Origin of the sequence: Paraburkholderia sp. JPY465 (assembly GCF_050436725.1) — a bacterium.
Classification (GTDB): domain Bacteria; phylum Pseudomonadota; class Gammaproteobacteria; order Burkholderiales; family Burkholderiaceae; genus Paraburkholderia; species Paraburkholderia youngii.
The window spans coordinates 3,376,567-3,392,728 of the sequence record NZ_JBNDMT010000003.1; the positions used below are offsets into that span (position 1 = coordinate 3,376,567).

Sequence of the window (16,162 nt, forward strand, 5' to 3'; positions counted from 1 at the left end):
GTGTCGGGGTCGCCGTGCCCGCTTCCTTTCTATTGAAGAAATCGCCGAGGTTCGCTCAACCGATCGTCATCAAATTCGCATTACCGCCTGCCGCCGCGGTATTCACGCTGACCGAGCGCTCGGTCAGCAGACGCTCGAGCGCGTAGTCCTCGTCGCCGCTCGCGAGCGCCCGGGCCGCGACGCCCTGCACCGACACGATCGGCCCCGCGCGCTTCGCGACCTCTTTCACGAGCGTGAGCAGTTCGTCGCTGTCACCTTCGAACAGCACGGCGTCGAATGGCGCGTCGGCGCTCTTCTTCACGCTCGCATGCGCCTTCAGCGACGCCGGCAATTGCGAGACCAATTGTTCCCCCGCCGCGCCTTCGAACAACGCACGATTTCCCGTAGCCAGCACCGCCGCGAACTGCACGCGTGCGCCGCTCGCCGTCGATGCGATGCACAGCACCGTGCCGCGCGGGCCCAGCGTGTAGGTATTGCGCTCGCCGGTCGGCCCAGACAGTACCGCGGTTGCGCCCGCTGGCACATGCGACAGATAGCCGTCACAACGCGCGGCAAGCTGCGGCTCGCGCTCGTCGATCAGCCAATCGCGGAATGCGGTCAACGCGGCCGCCGGATTGTCGCCCTTTTCTGCTGCCTGCGCCGCCTGCGGCACTTCGACCACCAGCGCCTGCGCGAGCGACTTCGGCAAACCAGCCGGACGGGTCGCGAGCAGGCGCTGCAGATACAGCGCGCCGCCGGCCTTCGGCCCCGTACCCGACAGCCCTTCGCCGCCGAACGGCTGCACCCCGACCACCGCGCCGATCACGTTGCGGTTCACGTAGATGTTGCCCACGTGTGCGCGGCTGATCACGTGCGCGATCGTTTCGTCGATGCGCGTGTGAATGCCGAGCGTCAAACCGTAACCGGTCGCGCGAATCTGTTCGAGCAGCTTGTCGAGCTGGCTACGGCGATAGCGCACCACGTGCAGCACCGGGCCGAACACTTCGCGCTTCAGCTCGTCGATGCTGTCGAGTTCGATCAGCGTCGGCGGCACGAACGTGCCTTGCGTCGCGCCTTCCGGCAGCGGCAGTTGCTCGACCTTGCGGCCTTTGTCGCGCATCGCCGCGATGTGGGCGTCTATGCCGCGCTTGGCGTCGAGGTCGATCACCGGGCCGACGTCGGTCGACAGCCGGTCCGGGTTGCCGAGCGCGAGTTCGCGCATCGCGCCGGTCAGCATTTCGAGCGTGCGGTCCGCAACATCGTCCTGCAGACATAGAACGCGCAACGCCGAACACCGTTGACCAGCGGAGTCGAAAGACGATTGCAGCACGTCGGCGACGACCTGCTCGGCGAGCGCCGACGAGTCGACGATCATCGCGTTCTGGCCGCCGGTTTCGGCGATCAGGGGGATCGGTTTGCCATCCGGATCGAGCCGGCCGGACAGCGTCTTGTTGATCAGACGCGCGACTTCGGTCGAACCGGTGAACATCACCGCCCGCGTGCGCGGATCGGCGACCAGCGCGGCGCCGACCGTCTCGCCATTGCCCGGCAGCAGCTGCACCGCGCCCGCCGGCACGCCCGCTTCGCGCAGAATCCGCACCGCTTGAGCCGCGATCAGCGGCGTCTGCTCGGCTGGCTTCGCGAGCACCGTGTTGCCGGCCGCGAGCGCGGCGGCCACCTGGCCCATGAAAATCGCCAGCGGGAAATTCCACGGGCTGATACAGACCACCGGACCGAGCGGCCGATGCGTGTCGTTCGAAAACTCGTCGCGGATCTGCGTCGAGTAGTAGCGCAGGAAGTCGATCGCCTCGCGGATTTCCGCGACCGCGTTGGCGAGCGATTTGCCCGCTTCGCGCACCACGAGACCCATCAGCGTGTGCATCTGCGCTTCGAGCAGATCGGCGGCACGCGCGAGGCAATCGGCGCGCGCCTCGACCGGCGTCGCCTGCCAGATCGGCGCGGCGGCCACCGCATGGCCGAGCGCTGCGCTCACGTGCTCCGGCGTCGCTTCGACGACGGTGCCGACGAGATCACGATGGTCGGCCGGGTTGCGCACGTCACGCCCAGCACCGACGGCGATCTGGTTGTCTTCGAGCATCGGCGCGGCGCGCCATGGATGATGCGCGCTCGCGAGCAGCGCCGATGACAGCGACGCGAGCCGATGCTCGTTCGACAGATCCAGGCCCATCGAATTGAGCCGCTCGGCGCCGTACAGATTGCGCGGCAACGGAATGCGCGCGTGCGGCGCGCCGAGCGGCACAATCTTCGACGCTTCCTCGACCGGATCGGCGACCAGGTCCTTGATCGCGACGGATTCGTCGGCGATCCGATTCACGAACGAGGTATTCGCGCCGTTCTCGAGCAGCCGGCGCACGAGGTACGCGAGCAGCGTCTCATGCGTGCCGACCGGCGCGTACACGCGGCACGGGCGGTTCAGCTTGTCGCGGCCGGTGACTTCTTCGTACAGCGGTTCGCCCATGCCGTGCAGGCACTGGAACTCGTACTGGCCGGGGTAGTAGTTGTTGCCGGCGAGGTGATAGATCGCCGACAGCGTGTGCGCGTTGTGCGTCGCGAACTGCGGATAGACAGCATCGGGCGCGCCGAGCAGTTTTTTCGCGCAGGCGAGGTACGACACGTCGGTATAGACCTTGCGCGTATAGACCGGATAGCCTTCGAGGCCATCGACCTGCGCGCGCTTGATTTCCGTATCCCAGTACGCGCCCTTCACGAGCCGCACCATGATGCGGTGACGGCTGCGGCGAGCCAGATCGACGATGTAGTCGATCACGAACGGGCAGCGCTTCTGATACGCCTGCACGACGAAGCCGATGCCGTTCCAGCCTTGCAGCTCCGGATCGAAGCACAGCGCTTCGAGCAGATCGAGCGACAGTTCGAGGCGGTCGGCTTCTTCGGCGTCGATATTGAGGCCGATGTCGTAGCGGCGAGCGAGGATCGCGAGCGAACGCACGCGCGGCAGCAACTCGCTCATCGTGCGTTCCTGTTGCGCGCGCGAGTAGCGCGGATGCAGCGCCGACAGCTTGATCGAGATGCCGGGGCCTTCGTAGATGCCGCGGCCGCCGGCGGCCTTGCCGATCGCGTGGATCGCCTGCTCGTACGACGCGTAGTAGCGCTGCGCGTCGGCCTCGGTGGTGGCCGCTTCGCCGAGCATGTCGTACGAATAGCGGAAACCGCGCGCCTCGTACTTGCGGCTGTTCGCGAGCGCTTCGGAAATGTTCTCGCCGGTGACGAACTGCTCGCCCATCAGGCGCATCGCCATGTCGACGCCCTTGCGGATCAGCGGCTCGCCGCCCTTGCCGATCAGCCGCGTCAGCGCCGACGACAGGCTCGTCTCGCTATTGGTCGTCACCAGCTTGCCGGTGATCATCAAACCCCAGGTCGCCGCGTTGACGAACAGCGACGGCGCCTGGCCGACATGCGATTTCCAGTCACCCTTGCTGATCTTGTCGCGGATCAGCGCGTCGCGGGTCGCCCGGTCGGGAATGCGCAGCAGCGCCTCGGCGAGGCACATCAGCGCGACGCCTTCCTGGCTTGACAGCGAAAATTCGTGAATCAGCCCCTCGACGCCGCCGCCCTTGCTCTTCGTGCGCAGCGTTTCGACAAGCTTGCCGGCCATCGCCTGCACGTCGCCCGCTAGGTTGGCCGGCAGACGCGCCTGGCCGAGCAGGAACGGCACGCACTCGGGTTCCGGGCGGCGATACGCGGCGGTGATCGCCGCGCGCAGCACCGACTGCGGCTGCACGTTCTGCGCGAAATCGAGGAACGGATGCGACGCGCCATCTTCCTCGTTCTCGACCGCCGCGCCGTCGGCGAGATCGGCCGTGCCGGTTGCGCCCGACAGTTCGGCCGGCAACTGACCGTGCTCGATCTTTTCGAGGTAGGCGAAAATCGCCTGCTTGATCAACCAGTGCGGGGTGCGCTCGAGGCGGGTGGCGGCATCTTTGAGCCGGGAACGCAGGAGGTCGTCGACCTTGACGCCAAGGGTGGTGCTAGCCATGTTTCCTTCTTTGGTACCGGGCGTGAGCCTGGCGAAAGACTAAAAGTTGGGCGAATCGTACGCCTACAAATAAAAAGGTGCAACCAATTCGACAGCTTGGTTGCACCACGTCGCGAGCCTTATGCGGCGGGGGTTTCCGGGAGTTGCGCGAGAGCCGGAGCGGGGTGTTTTCGATCGGTACTTTCCCTGGCGTGATTCTTTTTGAAATAAGCCTTATCAAACGACTTCGCGCGCCGATATACAGAAGCACGACGATGGACGGCCCGAAACGTCGGTTTCAGGGCGCGCAGAAAAGATAAACGGGGTTCCCGAGGGTTGGTGTGATGGAAAAGTGGCTGGTAATACTGGGCATCTGGGTGATGTGCGCGGCCTGTGCGGTATTTTTCATTCGAGGCGCGACCAGAAGCTCGAATCAGCGCGAAGAGGAGCGCAAACAGGCAGGCGCGGCCTCGCGTGGATCGACGGGCGACACGCGAAACGCGCTGAACGACTGAGAGGCAGGGAGCCCGCGCGACGGCTCATAGAGCCGGAAGCGCGCGGATGTGGGAATTTGCGATCCGATTGGCGCGCGGGGCTTGGCGCCTGAAGATCGCCTTTGGGTCAGCGCGGCGCCAGTGACGGCGCAACCGACTCGAACTGCGCACAGACGTCGCCGGGTGAAACCAGCTGGTCGTGCAGACGACACAGCCTGCTATCGGCAACGCTCGCGCCGAACCCCGAACTGAACGCGACAAGCCCGGGAATACGCTGCTCGAGCGCATCCCGGTCGCTCACGCGATGCCGGCATCCGGCACAGCATGGCACGTCCGCCGCGCCGCGGCGCTCTACGGCGCCCGCGTATGGGTTTGCGCCGACTCCACGAGCCATTGAAATCTTCACGGGCGTTATCCGAGGCTGTTCCAGTACGACGCGAACACGTGCGCGGACAGCGCATAGCCGATCGCGATATTGACCACCACGCCCGCCGCGAACGCGAGGAACGGCTTCAGACCGGTCGCGGCAAGCGAGCGGAAGCGCGTCGTCAGACCGATGCTCAGGAAGCAGAAGGTGAACGCCCACGTGCGCAGCACCGTGATCGGCGCGACGAACTCCGGCGTGACGACCTTGCGGTAATCGGCGAGCGAATAATGGCTCGCGATCCACGTGACCAATGCCGACGCGATCACGAAACCGATCACGAACTTCGGGAAACGCGCCCAGATCTCACCGGCATTCGCGCGCGCGGTGACGCCGCTGTCCTGCGCTTCCCAACGCGTTGTCGCGACGATGGCGAGCACGAACGCCCAGATGCCGATCCAGATGTCGCGGCCGACCACCTTCATCAGCGTGAACGCCTGCAACGACGCTTCCGGCGCGCCGGCGATCGCGCTTCCCGCGTGTCGCGCGAAATCGCCATAGGCCTGGGCGGCGGCGATGCCAGCGGCGTCGGCGAATTCGGACGTGCCGATCCAGGCGCCGGCGACGGCCGTCGACAGTCCGAGCGAGCGCGACACGAACGGCAGCACGAAGATCATCACGACTGCCCACAGCACGACCAGCGTGATCGCGACCGACGCCTGCTCGCGCTTCGCCCGTACCGCGCCGGCAATCGCGATAGCTGCCGACACGCCGCACACTGCGCCGCCGACACCGAGCACGGCGGCAAAGCGCCGATCGAGCCCGAACGCCCGCGCAACGAGGAAGATCACGAAGAACGTCACCAACGACACGATGCTCGCCTGTACGACCGCAACCGGCCCGGCCCACACGAGCAGCGTGAACGGCAGCGTCGCGCCGAGCAGCACGATCCCGACCTTGATGTAAAACTCGACGCGCAACCCCGCCCCGAGCCACTGCGGCAGCGTGAAAAGGTTCGACACGAGCAGCCCCAAGGCGAGCGCAACCAGCGGCGGTTCGAGGTTGTACCTCGACGCGTCGACCCACGCGCCGAGCGTCAGGATCAGCGCGGAAGCGACGAATACGACGACGAACGCCGCGAGAAAAGCGCCGACGCGCTGCCTGAGCAGAGCGACGCTCGCGCCGAACAGCACCGCGAAGGTCGCGAACAGCGCGAGGTAGTTAGGTAAATGTTTGCCAATGTCCTGCGCAGCCTGTGAGACGCTCGACCATTTGGCCGGCGCGACGGCGAGCCACTTGATGCTGCTGCCCGACGCGAACAGCGCCCACGCAATCACGATCACGAGGAGGCCAACGCCAGCAGCGAGCCAATCTTCGGTCAGCAAAAAGCCGCTGCCTCGTGCGGTTTGCGCATCTTGTGTACCTTGCCGATGACCCGGTGCGGCGCCCGCCGGTGCGGGATGATGGGTGTCGCTCATTGCAGATGCCCCGAGAAAGTTGAGTGGTATCGGCGCGAAGTAGTTGTTGTTTAGCCGCAAAATGCGCCGATTTGGCGAATATAGGCGAGCGCTATCACAAAGCGAAACGATCATTCGCTCTATGGATATGACTCAAAGAAGTAAGGCCGGCGTAACCTGGGCCGTGGCGTCAGATGTCGAGCGGATCGACTTCGAGATTCCAGCGCAACACGCCCTTGAGTGCGCGCAACAGGGGCTGCCACGCGCGCAACGTGGCCTGCAGCGCAGCGCGCGACGCGCTTTCGATCAGCAGTTGCGCGCGATGCACATGCATCACCTTGACGATCGTGAGCGGCACAGCGTCGTAGACGGTGACGCGCTCGGCGGCAGGAATCTGCGCAAGCTCGGCGGCGGCCTGCTGCAGAAACGCGAGCGCCGCTTCGAGCGTGCGGCCTTCGGCGCGCAGCAGCGCCTGGTAGACGAACGGCGGCAGGTGCGCGTCACGTCGCTCCGCGAGCGTCGAGTTGGCGAAGCCGACGTAGTCGTGACGGCCAAGCGCGTGATACAGCGCGTGACGCGGATAGCGCGTCTGCACCAGCACTTCGCCCGGCAGGCCGGCGCGGCCCGCGCGGCCGCTCACCTGCATCAGCTGCGCGAACAGGCGTTCGCTCGCGCGGAAATCATGCGAAAACAGCGCGGTATCGGCATTCAGCACGCCTACCAGCGACACGCGCTGGAAATCGTGTCCTTTCGCGATCATCTGGGTACCGACCAGAATATCGACCTCGCCCGCGTGCACGTCCGAGAATAACGCCTGCGCGCTGCCCTTGCGGCGCGTGCTGTCGGCATCGATACGCAGCACGCGGGCGCCCGGAACCGCGCTCGCGAGCGTTTCCTCGACGCGCTGCGTGCCGCGCCCGAGCGGTGCGATATCGACGTTGCCGCACTCCGGGCACGAACGCGGGATACGAGACTCCCAGCCGCAGTGATGGCAGCGCAGCGCGCGCTCGGGCTTGTGCAGCACGACGTAGGCGCTGCAGCGCGGACAACCGGCCACCCAGCCGCACGCGTCGCAGGCGAGTTGCGGCGCGTAGCCGCGACGGTTCAGGAACACGAGGCTCTGTTCGCCGCGTTCGAGCCGCGCCTTCATCGCGGCGATCAACGGACCCGACAAGCCTTCGATCGACGCCCGCCCGCGGCGGCGCTCGTCTTCGAGATCGATCAGGCGCACGGCCGGCAGCGCGGCGTCGGCGACGGCCCGGCGCGACAGCGTGAGCCGCTTGTAGCGGCCCTGATCGGCCTGCCACCAGCTCTCGAGCGACGGCGTCGCCGAGCCGAGCACGACCGGCACGCCGAGCTGCTTCGCCCGATAGATTGCGAGATCGCGCGCCGAATAGCGCAAGCCCTCCTGCTGCTTGTAGGCGGGATCGTGCTCTTCGTCGACGACGATGATCGCCAGCCGCGGCAGCGACGCGAGCACCGCGAGCCGCGTGCCGAGCACGATGCGCGCTCGGCCGGTGTGCGCGGCAAACCAGTTGCGGGCGCGCTCGCCTTCGGCGAGGCCGCTATGCAGCGTGACGATCGCGCTGGCGTCGAGCGCGGCGAAGCGGGCGCGGAACGCCGCCTCGAACTGCGGCGTCAGGTTGATCTCCGGCACTAGCACGAGCGCTTGCGCATCAGGCTTGGCGGCCAGAATCGCGGCAAGCGCGCGCAGGTACACCTCCGTCTTGCCGCTGCCCGTCACGCCGTGCAGCAGGAACGGCGCGAAGCCGCCGGCGTCGCGGATCGCTTCGACGGCACTCGCCTGCTCGTCGGTGAGGGTCGGCAGGACCGGCGCGGGTGCGTCCGGCAGCGCCGCCGCGGCGGGCACAGCGGCGGCATCGATCACGTCGAGCGTCACCCAGCCAGCGGTCTGCCATGTGTCGAGTGTCGCCAGCGCCTTCGGATGCAGCGCGCGGGCGTCGGCGGCGAGCAGGAAGTCGGCTTGCGCGAGTGCTTGCGCAAGCGCTCGGAGCGCCGTCGCGCGGGCCGGCAACGCGTCAGGCAACGCCGTGCGGCCCTCGGCCGTCAACCGATAGCGCTCTTCCGGCGCGAACAGCCGCGACCAGCGCGACGCGTCGCGCAGCGCCTGCGGCAGCGCGGGCAACGCCACTTCGCCGAGACCGCGTTGATAGTAGTCCGCGGCGAACGCGGCGAGTGCAAGCCAATGTGCCGACACCGGCGGACACGACGAGCAGACCTTATCCACATCCCGCAGGCGTTCGGCGGGCACCTCGCTGTGGGCGGCCACTTCGCAGATCAGCCCCACCACGTGCCGTTTGCCGAACGGAACGCTGACGAGCGTGCCCACGACAGGCGCCTCGGATGTGCCGCAGCGATAGTCGAACAGGGTCGGCAGCGGATGATCGAGGGCGACGCGGACGAACACTTCGTTCACTCGGCGAGGCGCTGCGGACGAGCGGGCACGATGCCATATCGCGGCGCGGGGTGGCTCGCGCGGGACACGAACCCGTCGAAGTTAAAGTAAAACCTTAATTTCACCGCTAAGTTTTGGATTCGGCTGAACAATTGCGCTCGGCTCGTGGCCCTGTGGATAACTTTGTTGAGAACTTCGCTTCGACGGGCCGCAAACGGCGTGGCGACGGCCTTTTGTGGGATTCCGCACATTTCATCCCGCTCCCCGCAAAGCCTTGCCCGACAAGGCTCAGATCAAATGAACCGGGTATGTGCAAGGGTCGGGCCACGATTAAACCCTCTACTGCGCCGCAGCGTGCGAAGTGTGCATAAGTCAACTCTTGACTTTCGTAAGACCACCATCTGACGGCCTCTTCGCGGAACTGCGGTCCTTAGACCCAGAGCCCAATTCGCTGCAACGCAACACGAAACGGTAACGATTACAATCTCACGCGGGCGTATGTGCACCACTACGGATAGCGCGGCTGTGACGATGCACTTCGTCCACCAGCTCGGCAACATGCTCCGGTGGCGTGAACTGCGAAATGCCGTGCCCCAGATTGAAAACGTGGCCGGGATGATTGCCGAAGCTGTCGAGCACCGCGCGCGCTTCCATGCGGATCGCGGCAGGCGGTGCAAACAGCACCGACGGATCGATGTTGCCCTGAAGAGCCACCTTGCCACCAACACGCTCGCGCGCCTTGCCGAGGTTCACGGTCCAGTCGAGGCCCACCGCGTCCACACCGCTCGCGGCGATGTCGTCAAGCCACAGGCCACCGCCCTTCGTGAAGGCGATCACGGGCACTTTTTCGCCATCGTGCTCGCGCTTCAGTTGACTGACCACCTGCTCGATGTAGCGCAGCGAAAAGCGCTGATAGATGCCATCGGCGAGCGCTCCGCCCCATGTGTCGAAAATCATCACTGCCTGCGCGCCGGCTTCGATCTGCGCGTTCAGATATGCCGCGACCGAGCGCGCGTTGATGTCGAGAATCCGCTGAAGCAGATCGGGACGCGCGTACAGCATCGATTTGACCGTGCGAAAGTCCGCCGAGCCGCCGCCTTCGACCATGTAGCACGCGAGCGTCCACGGACTGCCCGAGAAGCCGATCAACGGTACGCGCTGCCGGCCTTGGGCGTCCTTCAGCGCCGTGCGGATTTCGCGCACGGCGTCGGTCACGTAGCGCAGTGTGGCGTCGATGTCGGGCACCGCGAGGCGCGCGACGTCGTCTTCGGTGCGCACCGGACGGGCAAATTTCGGCCCCTCACCGTTGACGAAATCGAGGCCGAGGCCCATCGCGTCAGGCACGGTCAGGATGTCGGAGAACAGGATCGCGGCGTCGAGCGGATACCGATCGAGCGGCTGCAGCGTGACTTCCGTCGCGAAAGCCGGATTCTTCGCAAGACCGAGGAAACTGCCCGCGCGCCCACGCGTGGCGTTGTATTCCGGCAGATAGCGGCCAGCTTGCCGCATCAGCCAGATCGGCGTGTAGTCGGTGGGCTGGCGCAGCAGCGCGCGCAGGAAAGTGTCGTTCAGGAGTTGATGGGCCACGTTGCGTGCGACTGGAGAGCTGAGGGCAAAGGAGCATTTTACCGGAGGCGGCCTCGGACATCGCGCATCGCGGGGCAATCGATGTTGCGACGGCGCGTCGTGGGAAGCGGGCGGAGTGCAGCTCCGGCGCACCTCCGCCCGCTGCCGTGCGCCACTGCGTGCACTGCTACCGGCTCGTTGTCTTCTGCTGCCCGGCTCACCCTGGCGGAACGGCCGATGTTCAAGCCCGCGCTGCCAAGCTACTATCCCACAGCTTTACCGATGAATTACACACTACACACCATAGGAGACTGGATGAAGAAGGCAGCACTCGCAATGCTCGGCGCGCTCGCCGGCGTCCTGATGCATGTCGGCATGGCCAACGCCCAAAGCGCCGCGGCCGCGCCGTCCCGGCTCGACGACATCATCAGCCGCGGCACGATACGCGCCTGCACTACCGGCGACTACAAGCCGTACTCGTTCTACAAAGGCGATGGCCAGTTCGAGGGCATCGATATCGACATGGCTGAGTCGCTTGCGAAGTCGCTCGGCGTGAAGGTCGAGTTCGTCAAGACGTCGTGGTCAAACCTGATGAACGACTTCGTCGCGAAGTGCGACATCGGCATCGGCGGCGTGTCGCCGACGCTCGAGCGCCAGAAGCATGCGTTCTTCACTCAGGCTTACATGATCGACGGCAAGACGCCGATCGTCCGTTGCGACGATGTCAACAAATATCAGACGGTCGCGCAGATCGATCAACCGTCCACGCGAGTGATCGTCAACCCGGGTGGCACCAACGAGAAGTTCGCGAAGCAATACTTCACGCACGCGAACCTGACCGTTTATCCGGACAACGTGACGATCTTCAAGCAGATTCTCGCCGGCAAAGCGGACGTGATGGTAACGGATGCGTCGGAAACGCTGCTGCAGCAGAAGCTCAATCCCGGCCTATGCTCGGTGCATCCGGACAAGCCGTTCCAGTACGGCGAGAAGGCATGGCTGGTGCCGCGCGGCGACGTCGCGTTCCAGCAATACGTCGATCAATGGCTGCACCTCGCTCGAGCGACCGGCGAGTATCAGGCCATTGCGGACAAGTGGTTGAAGTAAGCCGACCGTGTCCGTGGCAAGCCGTCAACTGCTAACTGGTTGCGGCAAGGGCGGCTTGTGCAGGGCTGAAGGTGTCGCATCGGCGAGGATGTAACGAGGGGCGACGTTGTGCGGCTGTAATAACTGCCGGATCAGCGCTATAAGGCTGACATGCGCCCCTTTTTATTAGTGGCGCAAGCGCCATCGCGTCGCTGCATTGCAGCGTTGATTTTCGCCGACTTGCGAGATATTTCGGGGCAGGGTCGTAGTACCTGTTTCACAAGAAGTCCGTCGGTCAAAAGCTGCAGATGCAACCATTTCCCGCGGATGAGTGACCGGATTTTTACTGCAATGTACGCCACGAGTGGCATCAAACCTGCGGCTTGAATTGCGTCGCAGGTATCGGTAAAAATTACCTTTCAACCGCTTTGTTTTGGCAATAAATCCCGCAACGCCTTATCCGGCGGGCGTTACAACCTGAAACACTTTGTTACCGCCTTCGTAAGTTAATTCGCCCACAATGCCCTCAACGGTTTCAACACGGATGTGGCTGTGTGCGTGGTGTGAGCGGATACGATGCACTTGCCGGTCGGCGGTTGCCGAAGCCCTGTGAAGGGGGCATCCCTGCTGGGGCCGTAACCGACGCAGGGTCGTCGGCATGACCGTCCCATCATTGGTCTCCTCGCGCTAACCCCGTAGCGTGTGGTTTTTAGCGGGCTCCAGGCCCGCTTTTTTTTCGTCTGCTCAAACGTTTGCGCGCGACGAATCCTCGCCGCGCAACCACAGTCCTACTCCTCACCTGTTGCTGGTGTTGGCTGCGAAGAGTGCCGCGGCAGCGTCATGCCGTCTTGTCCTCCCTGAGTTTCAATTCGCTGATCATGCTTTCACGCATCACGAATTTTTGTACTTTGCCGGTCACGGTCATGGGCAGTTCGTCGACGAAGCGGATATAGCGCGGCACCTTGTAGTGCGCAATCTGTCCCTGGCAGAACTGCTGGATCTCTTCCGCCGTTGCCTGTTCGCCCGTCCGCAGCACGATCCACGCGCATACTTCTTCGCCATACCTGGTATCGGGCACGCCGAAGACCTGCACGCTCTGGATCTTCGGGTGGCGGAACAGAAACTCCTCGATCTCGCGCGGATAGATGTTTTCGCCGCCGCGAATCAGCATGTCCTTCAGCCGGCCGACGATGTTGCAATAGCCTTCCGCGTCGAGCGTCGCCAGGTCGCCCGTATGCATCCATCCGTCGACGATGCTCTCATGCGTCTTCGCTTCGTCGCCCCAGTAACCGAGCATCACCGAGTAGCCGCGCGTGCATAGCTCGCCGGTTTCGCCAACCGGGACGATATTGCCGAGCGGATCGACGATTTTCACTTCGAGGTGCGGCTGGATGCGCCCGACCGTCGTCGTGCGCTTGTCGAGCGGATCGGTCGTCGAGCTTTGGAACGAGACCGGGCTGGTTTCCGTCATGCCATAGGCGATGGTGATCTCGCTCAGGTGCATCTTCGAGACGACCTTCTTCATCGTCTCGATCGGACACGGCGAGCCCGCCATGATGCCGGTGCGGAGCCGCGAGAAGTCGTACGAGGCGAAGGTCGGATGGTCGAGTTCGGCGATGAACATCGTCGGCACGCCGTGCAGCGCGGTGCATTTTTCCTCGGCAGTCGCGGCAAGCGTCGCGGCCGGATCGAAGCCCTCGCCCGGGAACACCATGTTCGCCCCGACCGACACGCATGCGAGCACCGCCAGCACCATCCCGAAGCAGTGGTACAACGGCACTGGAATGCACAGGCCGTCCTGCTCGCTGAGCCGCATCGCCATCGCGATATAGCGCGCGTTGTTCACGACGTTGCGATGCGTCAGCGTCGCGCCTTTCGGATTGCCCGTCGTGCCGCTGGTGAATTGGATGTTGATTGGTTCACGGCACGACAGCGTCACGCCGATCGCATCGAGCCGGGCGGCGTCGAACGACGCACGGCCACGCTCGATCACGTCGGAAAAGCTCAGCATGCCTGGCGTCTCCGTGTCGCACATGCGGATCACGTAGCGCAGCTCCGGCAGCCGCGCGGCATGCAATTCGCCCGGCGGCTGCGTCGCGAGTTCGGGCGCAAGTTCCTGCAGCATCTCGAGGTACATCGACGTCTTGAAGCGCTCGGCGGTGATGATTGCCTTGCAACCGACCTTGTTCAGCGCATATTCGAGCTCCGCGAGCCGGTACGCCGGATTGATATTGACGAGGATCGCGCCGATACGCGCGGTCGCGAACTGCGTCAGCAGCCACTCGACGCGGTTCGGTGACCAGATGCCGACACGATCGCCCTTCGCGATTCCGAGCGCAAGCAGCCCGGACGCCAGCACGTCCACTTCTTGCGCGAATTCGCTCCATGTCCAGCGAATGCGCTGCTCGCGAAACACCACGGCCGGTCGATCGGGAAAGCGCGCGGCGGTGTCGCGCAGAAACTCGCCGACGGTCGCTTCGCTCAACGGATTTTCAGTCGACCCGCGCACATACGACAGTCCATCCGCGGGTTCGATGAGCGCACCTTCACCCGAGCTATGCGTTGCCATGGTGTTGTCTCCGTGAGCGCAAGCGCGCTCTATTGAAATGAATTTGAAATCGATTGTGCACCCGCGAGTACCGGGCCGGCATCAAGTCTTACCCGCACCGCAGCGCGCCGACCGGCACCTATGTCTCCAACCTCGTGGATTTTGCCGACCTTTACGTAAACGTCAACCAGATATCAAAAAAAAGCAGCCGCGCGGGCTGCTTTCTTCTTCTACGTGCTGCTTTAGTGCTGGCCGCGCAGCTTGCGCAGACGCTGGATTGCCGCGAGCTGCGCCGTCGCGTATGCGAGCTCCGCCTGTGCGGTCGCGTACTCGAGGTTGGAGCCCGTGTTCTGCAGCGCCTCTTCCGCACGCTTGCGTGCGTCTTCGGCCTTAGCTTCGTCGAGATCCTTGCCGCGGATCGCGGTGTCGGCGAGAACCGTCACTGCGCCCGGCTGAACTTCGAGGATGCCGCCGGCGACGAAGACAAACTCTTCTTCGCCATTTTCAACTTCGATGCGCACCGCACCCGGACGGATCCGCGTGATGAGCGGCGTGTGGCCCGGCAGAATGCCGAGTTCACCCGCTTCGCCTGGCAGCGCGACGAACTTCGCCTGGCCCGAGAAGATTTCCTCTTCCGCGCTGACGACGTCTACTTTAATGGTTGCCATATGTGTCGACTCCTGTCGACGAGAGTTAGCGCTTTAGTGCTGACTCCCGTCCCATGCAAGGCAGGTTGAGCGTAATCAGAGACGCCGGCTTTGCGCAACACCACCGTCTTGGTAGTTGTGATGCGCGAGGCCCGCGCCTGCTTCGTTACACCCGACCTTTACTGGATCTTCTTGGCCTTTTCGAAGGCTTCGTCGATCGTGCCGACCATGTAGAACGCTTGCTCCGGCAGGTGATCGCACTCGCCTTCAACGATCATCTTGAAGCCGCGGATCGTTTCCTTCAGCGGCACGTACTTGCCCGGCGAACCCGTGAACACCTCCGCGACGTGGAACGGCTGCGACAGGAAACGCTGGATCTTACGAGCGCGCGCCACAGCGAGCTTGTCTTCCGGCGCGAGTTCGTCCATGCCCAGAATCGCGATGATGTCGCGCAGTTCCTTGTAGCGCTGCAGCGTTTGCTGCACGCCGCGCGTGATCGAGTAGTGCTCTTCGCCGATCACGTGCGGGTCGATCTGACGCGAGGTCGAATCGAGCGGGTCCACCGCGGGGTAGATACCGAGCGAAGCGATGTCACGCGACAGCACGACGGTTGCGTCCAGGTGGCCAAAGGTCGTCGCCGGCGACGGGTCGGTCAAGTCGTCCGCAGGGACGTACACGGCCTGAACCGACGTGATCGAGCCAGTCTTGGTCGACGTAATGCGCTCTTGCAGCTTACCCATTTCTTCAGCCAGCGTCGGCTGATAGCCCACTGCCGACGGCATACGGCCGAGCAGTGCCGACACTTCGGTACCGGCCAGTGTGAAACGGTAGATGTTGTCGACGAAGAACAGCACGTCGAGGCCTTCGTCACGGAAGTGCTCGGCCATCGTCAGACCGGTCAGCGCGACGCGCAGACGGTTGCCCGGCGGCTCGTTCATCTGGCCGTACACCAGCGCGACCTTGTCGAGAACGTTCGAGTCCTTCATTTCATGATAGAAGTCGTTCCCTTCGCGGGTACGCTCGCCCACACCGGCGAACACGGAGTAACCGCCGTGTTCCTTCGCGATGTTGTTGATCAGTTCCATCATGTTCACGGTCTTGCCCACGCCGGCGCCACCGAACAGACCGACCTTACCGCCCTTCGCGAAAGGGCAGATCAGGTCGATAACCTTGATGCCGGTTTCAAGCAGCTCGGTCGACGGCGACAGTTGGTCGAACGCCGGAGCCTTCTGGTGGATCGCACGCGTGGTTTCGCTCGAGATCGGGCCGGCTTCGTCGATCGGACGGCCCAACACGTCCATGATACGGCCGAGCGTCGGCTTACCGACCGGCACGCTGATCGGATTACCCGTGTTCTTGACGATCGTGCCGCGGCGCAGACCGTCCGATGCACCCAGACAGATGGTACGGACCACGCCGTCGCCCAGCTGCTGCTGGACTTCGAGCGTCAGCTCCGAACCTTCGAGAATGAGCGCGTCGTAGATCTTCGGCATGGATTCACGCGGAAATTCCACGTCGATCACCGCGCCGATGCACTGTACGATCTTGCCTTCTACCAAAGCAGTAGTACTCATCGCTTTTCCTTTAGATACTCAATTCTTCACTCGCGCA

The 16,162-nt window shown here is 64.2% G+C and carries 10 protein-coding genes; 2 read left to right on the forward strand and 8 right to left on the reverse strand.

From position 1 onward, the window contains the following. Positions 1–55: 55 nt before the first annotated feature. On the reverse strand, positions 56–3,994 hold the full coding sequence (putA, locus tag QFZ94_RS30240; protein ID WP_368585617.1) for a trifunctional transcriptional regulator/proline dehydrogenase/L-glutamate gamma-semialdehyde dehydrogenase: 3,939 nt from the start codon (positions 3,992–3,994) through the stop codon (positions 56–58). Between the two features lie 323 nt (positions 3,995–4,317). On the opposite strand from putA, the gene QFZ94_RS30245 reads away from it, so the two are divergent. Continuing rightward, positions 4,318–4,488 carry a hypothetical protein gene (locus tag QFZ94_RS30245; protein WP_429461416.1) on the forward strand — a complete coding sequence of 57 codons (171 nt, stop codon included), beginning with the start codon at positions 4,318–4,320 and terminating at the stop codon, positions 4,486–4,488. A 106-nt stretch (positions 4,489–4,594) separates the two neighbouring features. Here QFZ94_RS30245 and QFZ94_RS30250 read toward each other — a convergent pair whose 3' ends face one another. From QFZ94_RS30250 to hemE, 4 genes are all read right to left on the reverse strand, one after another. Then, entirely contained in the window at positions 4,595–4,768 is a 174-nt protein-coding gene (locus QFZ94_RS30250; RefSeq protein ID WP_429461418.1) for a hypothetical protein, read from the reverse strand. Positions 4,769–4,878: 110 nt separating this feature from the next. Beyond that, positions 4,879–6,309 carry a YeiH family protein gene (locus tag QFZ94_RS30255; RefSeq protein ID WP_429461420.1) on the reverse strand — a complete coding sequence of 477 codons (1,431 nt, stop codon included), beginning with the start codon at positions 6,307–6,309 and terminating at the stop codon, positions 4,879–4,881. A gap of 169 nt (positions 6,310–6,478) precedes the next feature. Continuing rightward, positions 6,479–8,725, reverse strand: coding sequence for a primosomal protein N' (locus QFZ94_RS30260; protein ID WP_429461422.1), 2,247 nt, complete (start codon positions 8,723–8,725; stop codon positions 6,479–6,481). A gap of 465 nt (positions 8,726–9,190) precedes the next feature. Beyond that, positions 9,191–10,291 (reverse strand): uroporphyrinogen decarboxylase, encoded by a 1,101-nt coding sequence (gene hemE, locus QFZ94_RS30265; protein ID WP_429461424.1) that lies wholly within the window; start codon positions 10,289–10,291, stop codon positions 9,191–9,193. A 294-nt stretch (positions 10,292–10,585) separates the two neighbouring features. Between hemE and QFZ94_RS30270 the strand changes: the two genes are divergently transcribed. After that, positions 10,586–11,377 carry a transporter substrate-binding domain-containing protein gene (locus QFZ94_RS30270; protein ID WP_429461426.1) on the forward strand — a complete coding sequence of 264 codons (792 nt, stop codon included), beginning with the start codon at positions 10,586–10,588 and terminating at the stop codon, positions 11,375–11,377. 817 nt (positions 11,378–12,194) lie between these two features. Here QFZ94_RS30270 and QFZ94_RS30275 read toward each other — a convergent pair. The 3 genes from QFZ94_RS30275 to atpD all read right to left on the reverse strand — a co-directional run bounded on the left by QFZ94_RS30275 (position 12,195) and on the right by atpD (position 16,125). Next, the gene (locus QFZ94_RS30275) at positions 12,195–13,925 is read right to left on the reverse strand and encodes an AMP-binding protein (RefSeq protein WP_429461428.1); all 1,731 of its coding nucleotides are present in this window, start codon (positions 13,923–13,925) and stop codon (positions 12,195–12,197) included. Between the two features lie 221 nt (positions 13,926–14,146). Further along, positions 14,147–14,572: a F0F1 ATP synthase subunit epsilon gene (locus QFZ94_RS30280; RefSeq protein WP_008917918.1), complete on the reverse strand. Its 426-nt coding sequence runs from the start codon at positions 14,570–14,572 to the stop codon at positions 14,147–14,149. Positions 14,573–14,730: 158 nt separating this feature from the next. Next, entirely contained in the window at positions 14,731–16,125 is a 1,395-nt protein-coding gene (gene atpD, locus QFZ94_RS30285) for a F0F1 ATP synthase subunit beta (RefSeq protein WP_176109931.1), read from the reverse strand. Positions 16,126–16,162 lie beyond the last annotated feature (37 nt).

Coding starts and splice junctions, on each gene's coding strand:
- QFZ94_RS30245 (WP_429461416.1), top strand. CDS start 4,318: ATGGAAAAGTGGCTGGTAATACTGGGCATCTGGGTGATGTGCGCGGCC.
- putA (WP_368585617.1), bottom strand. CDS start 3,994: ATGGCTAGCACCACCCTTGGCGTCAAGGTCGACGACCTCCTGCGTTCC.
- QFZ94_RS30280 (WP_008917918.1), bottom strand. CDS start 14,572: ATGGCAACCATTAAAGTAGACGTCGTCAGCGCGGAAGAGGAAATCTTC.
- QFZ94_RS30275 (WP_429461428.1), bottom strand. CDS start 13,925: ATGGCAACGCATAGCTCGGGTGAAGGTGCGCTCATCGAACCCGCGGAT.
- QFZ94_RS30255 (WP_429461420.1), bottom strand. CDS start 6,309: ATGAGCGACACCCATCATCCCGCACCGGCGGGCGCCGCACCGGGTCAT.
- atpD (WP_176109931.1), bottom strand. CDS start 16,125: ATGAGTACTACTGCTTTGGTAGAAGGCAAGATCGTACAGTGCATCGGC.
- QFZ94_RS30270 (WP_429461426.1), top strand. CDS start 10,586: ATGAAGAAGGCAGCACTCGCAATGCTCGGCGCGCTCGCCGGCGTCCTG.